General features: G+C 34.1%; 10 protein-coding genes. 8 read left to right on the plus strand and 2 right to left on the minus strand.

The window, feature by feature from the left end; all coding sequences use genetic code 11:
- Position 1: 1 nt before the first annotated feature.
- Positions 2–1498: a glycerol kinase GlpK gene (gene glpK, locus SHI72_RS01265; RefSeq protein WP_039118726.1), complete on the minus strand. Its 1497-nt coding sequence runs from the start codon at positions 1496–1498 to the stop codon at positions 2–4.
- A 15-nt stretch (positions 1499–1513) separates the two neighbouring features.
- A complete protein-coding gene (locus tag SHI72_RS01270; protein ID WP_039111494.1) occupies positions 1514–3103 on the minus strand; it encodes a glycerol-3-phosphate dehydrogenase/oxidase in 1590 nt (529 codons plus the stop codon).
- A gap of 154 nt (positions 3104–3257) precedes the next feature.
- Here SHI72_RS01270 and SHI72_RS01275 point away from each other — a divergent pair, with 154 nt between their 5' ends.
- From SHI72_RS01275 to SHI72_RS01310, 8 genes are all read left to right on the plus strand, one after another.
- Entirely contained in the window at positions 3258–4031 is a 774-nt protein-coding gene (locus tag SHI72_RS01275; protein ID WP_323488803.1) for a DeoR/GlpR family DNA-binding transcription regulator, read from the plus strand.
- Positions 4032–4267: 236 nt separating this feature from the next.
- Positions 4268–6787, plus strand: coding sequence for a type I DNA topoisomerase (gene topA / locus SHI72_RS01280; RefSeq protein ID WP_323488804.1), 2520 nt, complete (start codon positions 4268–4270; stop codon positions 6785–6787).
- Positions 6788–6790: 3 nt separating this feature from the next.
- Positions 6791–7942 (plus strand): formimidoylglutamase, encoded by a 1152-nt coding sequence (locus SHI72_RS01285; RefSeq protein ID WP_039111491.1) that lies wholly within the window; start codon positions 6791–6793, stop codon positions 7940–7942.
- A gap of 265 nt (positions 7943–8207) precedes the next feature.
- Positions 8208–9617, plus strand: a complete 1410-nt coding sequence (gldK, locus tag SHI72_RS01290; RefSeq protein WP_039111490.1) for a gliding motility lipoprotein GldK — start codon at positions 8208–8210, stop codon at positions 9615–9617.
- 67 nt (positions 9618–9684) lie between these two features.
- Positions 9685–10332, plus strand: a complete 648-nt coding sequence (gldL, locus tag SHI72_RS01295; RefSeq protein WP_035623274.1) for a gliding motility protein GldL — start codon at positions 9685–9687, stop codon at positions 10330–10332.
- Positions 10333–10380: 48 nt separating this feature from the next.
- Positions 10381–11919: a gliding motility protein GldM gene (gene gldM / locus SHI72_RS01300; protein ID WP_323488805.1), complete on the plus strand. Its 1539-nt coding sequence runs from the start codon at positions 10381–10383 to the stop codon at positions 11917–11919.
- Positions 11920–11968: 49 nt separating this feature from the next.
- Complete coding sequence (gldN, locus tag SHI72_RS01305; RefSeq protein ID WP_039118764.1) at positions 11969–12958, plus strand: gliding motility protein GldN; 990 nt, start codon at positions 11969–11971, stop codon at positions 12956–12958.
- A gap of 99 nt (positions 12959–13057) precedes the next feature.
- Positions 13058–14110, plus strand: a complete 1053-nt coding sequence (locus SHI72_RS01310; protein WP_323488806.1) for an FAD-binding oxidoreductase — start codon at positions 13058–13060, stop codon at positions 14108–14110.
- Positions 14111–14115 lie beyond the last annotated feature (5 nt).

Raw genomic sequence — 14115 nt, forward strand, 5'->3', positions numbered from 1 at the left:
TTTAGTCCTCAATCCAGTTTTTAGTACGTCCAACGGCTTTATCCCAGTTTTTTACAAGTTTGTCAACTTCTGCCTTAGGCATTTCTGGAGTAAAAGTTTTGTCGATATGCCATTGTTCTTGTAATTCGCTTATGTTTTTCCAGTATCCTACGGCTAATCCTGCTAGGTATGCGGCGCCTAATGCTGTTGTTTCTAGTGTTTTAGGCCTAACTACATTAAAGCCAAATATATCTGATTGAAATTGCATCATTAAGTTATTAATGGCAGCTCCACCATCTACTCTTAGTTCTTTTCCTTTTCTTCCAAAATCTGCTTCCATTGATGTTGCTAAATCTAATACTTGGTAAGCGATTCCTTCTAAAGTAGCGCGTGCTATATGTGCGTTTGTAGTTCCTCTTGTAATTCCTAAAATTGCACCTCTGGCATATTGGTCCCAATGTGGTGCGCCTAAACCTGTTAAAGCTGGAACGAAATAAACACCGCCATTGTCTGGTACGCTTGCTGCTAAGGTTTCGATTTCTTGGGCTGAGTTGATCATTTTTGCACCGTCTCGCAACCATTGTACAGCGGCTCCGCCTACAAATACACTTCCTTCTAGGGCATACGTTGTTTCGCCATTTATTTTCCAAGCAACTGTGGTAAGTAAATTATTTTTAGAATAAACAGCCTTATTTCCTGTATTCATTAACATGAAGCAACCTGTTCCGTAAGTATTTTTCACCATTCCGGGGTCTGTACATAATTGTCCAAAAAGAGCTGCTTGCTGGTCGCCAGCTACACCTGAGATTGGAATTTTTGTAGAAAATAATGTTGTACTAGTTTCTCCGTATATTTCGCTACTTTGTTTTACTTCGGGTAACATTGCTCTTGGGATGTTGAACAATTCTAGTAATTCAGTATCCCATTCTAATGTGTGAATGTTTAATAATAAAGTTCTGCTTGCGTTAGAGACATCGGTCATGAATATTTTGCCTCGAGTAAGTTTCCAGATCAGCCATGTGTCTACAGTTCCGAAACATAGTTTTCCTTGTTCTGCTTTTTCACGTGCCCCTTCGACATTGTCTAAAATCCATTTAATTTTAGTCCCCGAAAAATAGGCGTCTAATAATAATCCAGTCTTTTTCTTGATCATTTCAGCATGACCTTTTGCTTTTAATTCGTCACAATATTTTGCTGTTCGACGATCTTGCCAGACGATAGCATTATATAAAGGTTCGCTGGTTTCTCTGTCCCAAACAATTGTTGTCTCGCGTTGATTGGTGATTCCAATTGCGGCTATTTCTTTTCCAGAAATTCCCACTTTTGCAATAACTTCGGCAGCGACGCTAATTTGAGATGACCAAATTTCGTTAGGGTCATGTTCTACCCATCCTGGTTTTGGAAATATCTGTTCAAAAGGTCTTTGAGAAATACTTACTATTTCTCCGTCATGATTAAATACGATGGCTCTGGAAGAAGTTGTTCCTTGGTCTAGTGTTAAGATTAATTTGTCCTGCATGATATATGTATGTTGTTACTGATGATTTTTTTGAAAATCTGATAAGATGAATCCGTTAGCGATTGTTTTGAAATGCGATATTTGGGTTTGTGCCCATGTTTCGTCATGACCAAGTTCTTTTGCTAATAAATGTCCTACTTTTTCGCATGAAGCAATGGCTGCATGAGCATCTAGAAATAATAAACGTACTCTTCTTGCTAAAATATCGTCTATCGTTCTTGCCATTTCATGACGAATTGCCCAAGCTACTTCTGCCATAGTGTAGTCGTAATTAGGGTGTAGCTTTTCTTTTAATTCAGGTTCTTGATTTTGTAATTCTAGTATTTTAGGAATGTCAGTTCCGTATATGTATAAATGGTTTTGACGGGTTGTAGAATTTGTTTCCGTACTTCCGTGAATTGCGATATGTTCCGTTTTACATTCCTTTTTTGGTAAGCGGTGTACAACTATTGCTTTGTCAATGATGTCTTCAGCAATTTTTCTATAAGTAGTCCATTTTCCACCAGTTATAGTTATTAATCCGGTTTCGGAAACAATTATTTTATGACTTCTTGAAACTTCTTTAGTGCTTGTTCCTTCTTTCTCTGGCGCTGCCAATGGTCTTAATCCTGCAAAAACAGATAAAACATCAGCACGAGTAGGTTTTTTTGCAAGGAATCTTTGTGCTGTTTCTAATACAAATTCAATTTCTGATTCTAATGCAATAGGTTCTAGACTATGCTTTTTAATTAGGGTATCAGTTGTTCCTACTACTATTTTATCATGCCATGGCACTGCAAATAATACTCTTCCATCGCTAGTTTTTGGAATCATTAAAGCGTGGTCGCTTGGTAGGAAAGATTTATCGAATACAAGGTGAATTCCCTGACTTGGTACGATGTATTTTTTATATACAGCGTCGTTTAGTTTCATTATTGCATTAGTAAAAACACCTGTAGCATTAATAACTGCTTTTCCTTTTATATCATACCACTCGCCAGATTCGTGATCTACTATTTGTACACCGATAACTTTATGGTTGTCGTCTTTTAATAGATTCATAACTTTGGCATAGTTTAAAATACATGCGCCTTTTTCTGCTGCAGTCTGTGCGATATTTATAGCCAAGCGAGAATCGTCAAATTGTCCGTCTTGATAAATAACACCACTTACTAAGCCTTTTTGCTCTATTGTAGGAAGTAGTTCAATAGTTTTTTTCTTCGAAATATACTTGGATCTACCTAAGCTTAGTCTTCCGGCTAGTAAGTCATATATAGTAAGTCCGATAGTGTAAAAATAGCCACCCCACCAGTTATAATTTGGTATAACAAAAGATTGATTTTTTACTAGATGGGCTGCATTTTGAGCCATTAAACCTCTTTCTTTTAAAGCTTCTCTTACCAGAGAGATATCTCCTTGTTCCAGGTAGCGAACACCACCATGAACTAATTTTGTACTTCTGCTTGATGTTCCTTTTGCAAAATCTATTGCTTCGACTAAAACTGTTTTGTAGCCTCTACTAGCTGCATCGAGTGCGGTACCTAGCCCGCTAGCTCCGCCACCAATAACGATTACATCCCATTCAGGTGTTTGTTTTAGTTTTGTTAATTGTTCGAGTCGTTTCATTATATGTCTTATTTGTTGTGTTTTATGTCGTTTTACTTTCGAATAACAAACATAACGAAATTAAATGAAACTAAATAAAACAAAATGAAATTTATTTTTTTATTTAATTGTTGTATCTTTCGATTCTGGAAAATCTTAATAATAAAGAGGACTTATGACTATAATCAATAGACGGCAAGAGGATATACTTAAGGAATTAAATCAAAAGGGATATGTGAATGTGGTTGATTTGTGCGAAACACTTAATGTTTCAAGCGTAACCATACGAAAGGACTTAACTTTTTTAGAAAATCAAAAGCTGTTGCATCGTACACATGGAGGAGCGAGCAAGCAGCCTATTTATGCTTTTGAAAGAGATGTTAATGATAAAGAAGGACTACAAGTAGAACAAAAAAAACAAATAGCAGAAGAGGCGGTAAAATATATAAGTAATCACGATTATATTATATTAGGGTCGGGATCGAATATTCATTATTTATCTCGCGTTATAAAAGGATTTCAAAAACTAACGGTACTTACGCCTTCATTAAAAGTGTCTTTAGAACTTAGTAAGGAAACAAATATTGATACAATACAATTAGGAGGAGATATTCGTAACAGTTCAACTTCGGCTGTGGGACCAATTGCGGAAGCAACTTTGAGTCAGTTTTCTTGTAATAAATTATTCTTAGGGACAGATGGTGTTCATTTAGATTTTGGTTTAAGTACTTCAAATGCTTTAGAGGCACATTTAAATCAAGCAATGATAGAGGTTGCAGAGAAGGTTATTGTCTTAGCCGATTCGACAAAAATGAATGTTCGGGGTTTTGGTAAAATTTGTGATTTAAGTAAAATTGATGTACTGATTACAGATGCGGGCATTGATGTTGAAACTAAAACGAAACTCGAAGAAATGGGTATTGATGTAGTTGTTGCTGGCAAAATTTAGTTTTGATTTTGTAAATCAGGCTTTTTTTAATGTAGTTATTTATTGGATAGGCTTTTGTAATAAAGTTTTTGATTTTTATTTTGTTTTGAAGGAAAGGAATATATAATAACGAGAATATTTTTGTTATATATTAAGGTATAAAATAGCAGCTGCGAAAATAGATTTTTCTCAAAAAACGATTTGGGTGCACTCTCATTTAAAAAAAACTTCTACTTTTGTTCCAGAAAAATAGAGTAATGGCAAAGAATTTAGTAATAGTTGAGTCACCTGCAAAGGCAAAAACGATAGAGAAATTTTTGGGAAGTGATTTTCAAGTAGAGTCAAGTTATGGGCATATTGCCGACTTGCCTTCAAAAGAAATCGGTGTGGATGTAGAGAATGGTTTTAAACCTAAATATGAAGTTTCTCCGGATAAAAAAGCTTTAGTTAGTAAACTAAAAACATTATCTAAGAATGCCGAAATGGTTTGGTTAGCGAGTGATGAGGACCGCGAGGGGGAGGCTATTTCATGGCATCTTGCGGAAGAATTAAAACTTGATGTTAAAAAGACTAAGCGAATTGTTTTTCACGAAATCACAAAATCAGCAATCCTAAAAGCGATTGAAAATCCTAGAGAGATAGATTATAATTTGGTTAACGCACAACAAGCGCGTCGTGTATTAGACAGGTTGGTTGGTTACGAATTATCTCCTGTATTATGGAGAAAAATTAAAGGAGGTTTATCAGCAGGACGTGTTCAGTCAGTTTCAGTTCGTTTAATTGTTGAGAGAGAAAGAGAAATTCAGAATTTTAATGCAGTAGCATCGTATTCTGTTGTAGCTGAGTTTACAAATGAAAGCGGAAAAACGTTTAAGGCTAAATTGCCTAAAAACTTTAATACAAAAAAAGAAGCCGAAGATTTTTTAAATAAAAATATTGGTTCTTCATATAAGGTATCGGATTTAGAAACGAAACCTACAAAAAAATCACCAACAGCACCATTTACAACTTCTACATTGCAACAAGAAGCAGCAAGAAAGTTGTATTTACCAGTTGGAATCACAATGCAACTAGCACAACGACTATACGAAGCAGGACTTATTACTTATATGAGAACTGATAGTGTTAATCTTTCTAAAGATGCAATGGATGCTGCACAAGCTGAAATTATAAAATCGTACGGGAAAGAATTCTCAAAACCAAGAACTTTTACAAACAAAAGCAAAGGAGCGCAAGAAGCGCACGAAGCTATTCGTCCGACTGATATGTCGCGTCATACAGTAAATATTGACAGAGATCAAGCTCGTTTGTATGATTTGATTTGGAAAAGAACGTTGGCTTCGCAAATGAGTGATGCACAATTAGAAAGAACTAATGTGAAGATTGAAGCTAATAATCATAGCGAAATTTTTACAGCATCTGGAGAAGTTTTACTTTTTGAAGGATTCTTAAAAGTATATCTTGAAGGTCATGATGATGACGAAGAAGAGCAAGAAGGAATGTTGCCTGCAATGAAAGTGAATGAGAAATTATTAAATAATTATATCACAGCAACCGAAAGATATTCAAGACCACCGGCACGTTATACAGAAGCTTCTTTGGTGAAGAAATTAGAGGAACTTGGTATTGGTCGTCCTTCGACTTATGCGCCAACGATTTCTACAATCATCAACAGAAATTATGTAGAAAAAGGTAATCTTGATGGTCAGGAGCGTAATTATACTCAGCTTACTTTGCAATCAAACAAAGTAGGAGAGAAGTTGCTTAAAGAAAATACAGGTTCGGATAAAGGGAAGTTAGTTCCAACTGATATCGGAACAATTGTTACAGACTTCCTGGTTAAGAATTTTGGGACAATATTGGATTACAACTTTACAGCAAAAGTAGAACAGGATTTTGATGAAATTGCTGAAGGAAACATCGACTGGGCACAAATGATGAAGGAGTTTTATGATAAATTCCATCCAAATGTAAAAGATGTCGAAGCTAATGCTGAGAGAGAAAGTGGGGAAAGAATCTTAGGAAAAGATCCAGTTTCAGGAAGACCAGTTTCTGTTCGTTTAGGAAAGTTTGGACCGATGGCGCAAATTGGAGAGCCAGATGATGAAGATAAAAAATTCGCCAGTTTAATGGCAGATCAGAATATCGGAAATATAACGCTGGAAGAAGCTTTGAATTTGTTTTTATTGCCTAAAAACTTAGGAGAATACAAAGGAGAAGAAGTAGAGGTAAGTAATGGTCGTTATGGGCCATATGTTCGTCACGGAAGTGTTTTTATCTCATTGCCAAAAGGAGAAGATCCTCTGGATGTAACAATTACAAGAGCTCAGGAGTTAATAGATGAAAAAGCACTTGCTGATGCACCTATTGCTGTATATAAAGGAGAAGGAGTACAAAAAGGAGTAGGTCGTTTTGGACCTTTTATCAAATGGAATGGATTGTTTATTAACGTAAGCAAAAAATACAATTTTGATAATTTATCACAATCAGATATTGAAGCATTGATAGAAGATAAACTTCAAAAAAATATTGATAAAGTACTTCATAACTGGGAAGAAGAAGGTATTCTTGTTGAAAAAGCACGTTGGGGACGCTCGGTTATTACTAAAGGTAAAATTAAAATTGAACTTAGTAAAGATGTTGACGCTACAAAATTAACGTTGGCTGAAGTTCAGGAAATGATTGCTAAGAAAACCCCAGTAAAAAAGACAGCTGCAAAAAAAGCACCTGCTGCTAAGAAAGCAGTGGCTAAAAAACCAGTAGCTAAAAAGAAATAAAGAATGGAATTTGATTTTCTACAACCAGTTGCCGAAGAAATTCTAAACTACATTGATACATTGTCTTCTCAAGAATTGGGAAGTAAAATAGTTTTACATACAAAAGAACAGTTTCCAGATTTAGCAAAAGTAAATATTGCTATAATTGGAGTTTTAGATAATCGCGGAGATACTTCTGCGATTAGCGATGTAAACTTAAATCCTTTTCGTAAAAAGCTATATAGTATGTTTCCTGGAAACTGGGATATGACTATTGCTGATTTAGGGGATATTTTACCAGGAAATTCAATAGATGATACTTACTATCTTTTAAAAAAAATAACTGCAGCCTTAATAAAAAACAGAGTTGTACCTATAGTTATAGGTGGATCTCAGGATTTAACCTATGCTTTGTATCGTGCTTACGATGATTTAGAGCAAATGGTTAATTTGGTTGCTGTAGATAATAAATTTGATTTTGGAAAAGAAAGTGAAGATTCTTCAGCAACTTCATATTTAACCAAGATTATAGTTGATGAGCCAAACAATCTATTTAATTATTGTAACATAGGTTATCAAACTTATTACAACTCACAAGAAGAGATTGATTTAATCGAAAAATTGTTTTTTGATGCGTATCGATTAGGAGAGGTTTCGAATAAAATTGCGCTTGCTGAGCCAGTTTTTAGAGATGCTGATTTAGTGAGTTTCGATTTAAATTCAATAAAATCTGCCGATTCAGGAAACATCATTACTTTTGAACCTAATGGGTTTAATGGGAAAGAGATTTGTTCGCTTGCTCGATATGCAGGTATTAGTGATAAAGTGTCTGCTTTTGGACTTTTTAATCATAATAATACATCGCAAGAAGCTCCTTTAATGGCGCAGATCGTTTGGTATTTTATCGAAGGGTATCATTATCGTTCTAACGAGTATCCATATGGTAGCCGAAAAAACTATTTAAAATACATAGTTCCATTAGAGGAAGAAGAGCTGGTTTTTTATAAAAGCGACAAAACTGACCGTTGGTGGATAGAAATTCCTTTTATTTCTGACGGAAGTAATAAATTGAAGAGAAATACGTTGTTATCATGTTCGTATGACGAATATTTGACTGCTTGTAATCAGGAATTGCCTGAAAGGTGGTGGAAAGCACAACGTAAAAATACTGTGTAATCGTTTTCGTAATAAGGTACCAGTATTTAAGGGTTTTTTGAAATGATTGTTTCTGATTTTATTAGTAGGAATAGATTTATAAATACTAAAATTTAACGTTTTATGTCGATTTTTAATGACAGTTTATCGACTAAATATTTTTTTTTTATTTTTTTTAACTTTATTTTTGAACCGTGAAATAAATTACACAAAAAGCTATTGTTTTTTAAGAAAATAATAAATAGGTTTACGGACTTATAATAATGAATAGATAATCCAAATATATATGAAGAAGTTTATTGCATTTGCGGCATTTTTAACACTAATGATTAGTTGTGGTAGGTCAAGTGACAAAGGAGAATTGGTAGGTGTTAAAGGTGGGAAATGGTATCCTGAAAAGCCTTATGGAATGACTTTAGTTCCAGGTGGGTCGTTCATTATGGGTAAGTCAGATGATGACTTAGCTCAAGTAGAAGATGCACCAACAAAAACGGTTACCGTTCGTTCTTTTTATATGGATGAAACAGAGATAACAAATAGTGAATACCGTCAATTTGTGGAGTGGGTAAAAGACTCAACAATGAGAGTTCGTTTGGCAATTATGGCAGATGAAATGGGGCAAAAACCAGGTGGCGGAACAGATGCTAAAGGTAAAAAAGGCGGAAGCATAGGAGATTATGCTTTTAACGATTCTGATCCAGAAAAAATGACAGCTTACGATAAATATATGTATGACAATTACTATAGTATCGGTACTGCTGATGATCCTTATGCAGGAAGAAAATTAAACAGAAAAGTAAAGTTAGCTAAAGGTACTCAGGCATATCCAGATGAGTATTATACAGAGGTAATGGATTCTATGTATATTCCTATAGAAGAGTCATATAATGGTTTAAGAACTATTGATGTTAATAAATTGAAATTTAGATATTCTTGGATGGATATTCAAGCTGCAGCTAAAGCTAAAGTTGGAAAAAGAAAAGATTTCGTTAAGACAGAAGAAGTTAAGGTTTACCCAGATACAACAGTTTGGATTAAAGATTTTACTTACTCATATAATGAGCCAATGCATAATGACTATTTCTGGCATAAGGCATACGGAGATTATCCAGTTGTAGGAGTACAATGGACTCAGGCAAAAGCATTCTGTGCTTGGAGAACATTAAACAAAAATACTTACATAAAATCTAAAAAGAAAGGTCATGATTTAGTGAATTCTTTCAGATTGCCTACAGAGGCAGAATGGGAGTATGCTGCTAGAGGAGGTCTGGAGTCTGCTACTTACCCTTGGGGAGGTCCTTATATCATGAGTGATAGAGGTTGTTTTATGGCTAACTTCAAGCCAAGTAGAGGAGATTATGCTGCAGATAATGCTTTGTACACTGTAGAAGCAAAATCATACGATCCAAACGGATACAATTTATACAATATGGCAGGTAACGTTGCCGAGTGGACAGATTCTTCATATAGCCCAAATGCTTACGAATATGTTTCTACTATGAATCCTAATGTTCAAGATGGTTCAAACAAGCGTAAAGTAGTTCGTGGAGGTTCATGGAAAGATGTTGCTTATTTCCTACAAGTAAGTACCAGAGATTTTGAATACGCAGATTCAGCAAGAAGTTTTATTGGTTTTAGAACAGTTCAAGATTACATGGGAACGCAAGTGACCGGGAATAAAAAGAGTAAATTATAATTAGAGAGTACAATTAAAACAATAACCAAATCCTTATTTTTAAAACCTAAAACAAACAAACAAAATTATGGCATTATTAAGTAAAAAAGCGATGAACTTCGCTTACGGTATGGGAGCAGCAGTAGTAATTATTGGAGCTTTATTCAAAATTACCCACTTTGAAATCGGACCGTTAACAGGAACCTTGATGCTTTCAATCGGATTAGTAACAGAGGCATTAATCTTTGCTTTATCTGCTTTTGAACCAGTTGACGAAGAATTAGACTGGACTTTAGTTTATCCAGAATTGGCTAATGGTCAAGCAAAAACTAAAGCTGCAAAAGTTGAAACCCCATCTGATGCACAAGGTCTATTATCTCAAAAATTAGACGTTATGCTTAAAGAAGCTAAAATTGACGGTGAGTTAATGTCAAGCTTAGGTAACAGTATCAAAAACTTTGAATCTGCTGCTAAAGGAATTGCTCCAACTGTTGATTCAATCGCTTCTACTAAAAAATACAGCGAAGAGTTATCTACTGCAGCTGCACAAATGGAATCATTAAATAGTTTATATAAAGTTCAATTAGAAAGTGCTTCAAGAAACGCAGAAGCAAACAAAGAAATCGCTGAAAATGCAGGTAAGTTAAAAGAGCAAATGCAATCTATGACTGCAAATATTGCTTCTTTAAACAATGTATATGGTGGTATGCTTTCGGCTATGAATAATAAAGGATAATTAGTTAAAAACAATTATTATTAATAAAAAACTAATTATTTAGAAAATATGGCAGGAGGAAAATTAACCCCTAGACAGAAGATGATAAACCTGATGTATCTGGTTTTTATCGCAATGTTAGCAATGAATATGTCAAAAGAAGTTTTATCTGCTTTTGGCTTAATGAATGAAAAATTTGAAAGTGCAAACGAGTCTGCTAATATGACTAATGAGCAAATGTTGATGTCATTAGACCAGAAAGCTGCTGAAGCTAAAGGTGAATTTGAAACAGCTGCTCAAACAGCTCACAAAGTGGCAGCAATATCTAAAGATTTTTATACATACATCGGAACTTTAAAAGGTGATGTATTAAAAGGATTCGAAAAAGATAAAGAAACTGGAAAATTACCTTACGAGTCTATGGACAAAGGTGATAATATCGACAACTGGTTTACAGGTGAAGGTTATACTAAAAAAGGTGACGAAATCGTTGCAAAAATCAATCAGTATAGAGCAGATATGAAATCTGTATTGAGCGATAAAAAATATAGTGCAATTGTAGCTGAGATTGATAATAAATTTAATACTTCTGACGTTAAAAACAAAGAAGGTTTAAAAGATAAATTTTTAGCTTATAACTTTAAAGGTTTTCCAGCTGTTGCATCAGTTGCAAAATTATCTGCTTGGCAGAGTGATGTTAAAAAAGTAGAATCTGATGTTTATAGTTCAGCTTTAGGAAAAGCGGCAGTAGCTGCAGCTTCTTATAACAACTATAAAGCAATTGTAGTTCTTGATAAAAGTGCTTACTTTCAAGGAGAAACTGTTACAGGTAAAGTTGTTTTAGGTCGTTATGACGAAAACACAACTCCTACTTCATTCTCAGGTCCAGGTAAAATTGAAAATGGACAAGCTGTTATTTCGATGACTGCTGGTGGAATTGGAGAACAAAGTATTAACGGACAATTTACATTTTTAGAAGATGGAAAAAACATTCCACTTAAATTTGAAGGTAAATATGTTGTAGTACCAAAACCAAACTCTGCAACTATTTCTGCAGATAAAATGAATGTAGTTTATAGAGGTGTTGTTAACCCAATTTCAGTATCATTTGCGGGTGTTGCTGATAATAAAGTTGTTGCAACTGCTCCAGGATTATCTTCTGCTGGTAAACCAGGTAAATATAACATGAGTCCAAGTACAGGTACTGAAACTACAATTACTGTTACAGGTACATTGCCAAATGGTTCTACAGTTTCTGACAAGAAAACTTTTAGAATTAAAGGTATTCCTGGACCAACTGGAACAATTAGAGGAGAAATGGGTGTTGTAAAAGGACCTAAATCGAATTTAGAGATTGCTACAATTGGAGCTAAATTAGTTGATTTTGATTTCGAAGTTGGATTAGATGTTGTTGGATTTAATTTAAAAGTTACTGGACAACCTACAGTTGTAGTTTCTGGTAATAGATTAAATGCACAATGTAAATCAGTTCTTTCAAAAGCAGGTAGAGGAGACCAAGTTACTATTTCTGAGATTAAAACTAAACTTGTTGGAGCAGGAAGTTATTTATTGCCTAGAACCGCTCCAGTAATTTATGAAATACAATAATAAGTAGATCTATAAAGTAAAACTACTTCAATATTATACTGATACCATGATGAATGTAAGAAATTTTTTAATAGCTATTATCTCTATTGCAGGGAGTTATACCACATTTGCACAGTCGAATTTGCTTAATGCAAAAACACCAGCTGAAATTGGTTTAAAAACTCCAGCACAACTTGTTTCTGATAATGACAAACCATTAGCTTATGGTTATGTACATGATAGAGACGTTTTGATGGGGAAAACTGTTTGGGAAATCATTGATTTAAATGAAAAAATCAACTTTTCTATGTATTTCCCAATTGATACTGCAAATATCGGTTCGGACAGACGTTCTATGTACGATGTTTTGACAAAGGCAATTAAAAATGGTAAAATTACTGAAGTTTATACTGATAGTTATTTCAATACCAAAAAGTCTATGAAAGACATTCAATCTTCTTTATCTCGTATCGATACAACTGATGCTGGTAGAGAACAATTGAATCAAGATCCGAATGCGTATGTTACGCAAACAATCGAAAAAAAGAAGACAACTGGTAAAGGAAAAAACAAAGTAACAACTTCAGAAACTGTAACTGTTCCTGCATCTAAAACTATATCTTCTGAATATATCTTGAAAACTGATTTAACAGCTCAAGATGTTACAGAATATAAAATTAAAGGATATTGGTATTTTGACAAGCGTCAAAGTGAATTGAAGTATCGTCTTTTAGGAATTTGTCCTGTTACTCCAGATGTTTACACTATTAATAGTGAAGAAAAAGATTATATTGAATTGTTCTGGGTATTCTTCCCAGATGCGAGAGGTGTCTTACATGAGGCTAAAGCCTTTAATGACAAGAACTCTGCAATGCCAATTTCTTTTGATCAAATCTTAAACTCTAGACGTTTTAATAGTACAATCTATAAAGAAGAAAACGTTTACGGAGATAGAGCTATAGAAGAATACATGAAGGATAACGCTCAGAACCAATTATTGGAGTCTGAGAGAGTGAAAGAGAAAATTAGAAATTTCGAATCAGATATGTGGAATTACTAAAATTTAATTTCCTTCTTTAATATAAAAAACTCTTACCATTTTTTGGTAAGAGTTTTTTCATTTATGTTTGTTGGCGGTAACAGTTTAATTTATTTTTTCATGATTGACTATTTAATTATTGGTTCAGGTTTAGCAGGGATTTCTTTTTCAGAAAAAGCATTGTCGCACAATAAATCTATTTTGGTAGTAGATGATAAATCGCAAAACTCATCAAAAATTGCAGGAGGTTTGTATAATCCCGTAATTTTAAAAAGATTTAGTGAAGTATGGCAAGCGCAACAGCAACTTGTTTTAATGGACTCTTTTTATGCAGATATTGAAAATAAACTTGCTACAAAATTCAATTTCCAGCTACCTATTTTAAGAAAGTTTTTCTCGATAGAAGAGCAAAATAATTGGTTTAGTGCTTCAGATAAAAAGAACTTAGCACCTTTCTTGTCTACCAAATTAGTTAATAGAAAATATAACAGTATAGATTCTCCATACGATTATGGCGAAGTTTTGCACACAGGTTATGTTGATACGGCTTTATTATTAGAAAAGTATAGAGAATATTTACTTGCTAATAATTTGCTGTTAGAAGAATCATTTGATTATGATCAGATTGAATTTTTAGATTCAGGAATTCAATATAAAAACATACAAGCGCGTCATGTTATTTTTGCAGAAGGATTTGGGTTGCATAAGAACCCATTCTTTAATGATTTGCCTCTGGATGGAACCAAAGGAGAACTATTTATTATTAAAGCAGTAGGTTTAAATTTAGATGTTATTGTAAATACAAGTGTATTTATCCTGCCTTTAGGAAATGATTTGTTTAAAGTAGGGGCAACATATAATTGGAAAGATAAAACCGATTTACCTACGGAGGAGGCAAAGCAAGAACTTCTAGAACGCATTCGCGAAATAATTACCTGCGAGTTTGAAATCGTTGAGCATTTTGCTGGTGTCCGTCCTACAGTACAAGATAGGAGACCTCTGGTAGGAACGCATAATACACATAAAACGTTGCATATTCTTAACGGATTAGGTACGCGAGGAGTAATGTTAGGACCAGCAATGGCTGAAGCTTTATTTGAAAATATAGAAAATGAAATTCCTTTGGATAACGAAATAAATATCGAACGATTTTATAAAAAGAAAAACAAGTAATCGAT

This window comes from Flavobacterium sp. PL02 (assembly GCF_035013205.1).
Classification (GTDB): domain Bacteria; phylum Bacteroidota; class Bacteroidia; order Flavobacteriales; family Flavobacteriaceae; genus Flavobacterium.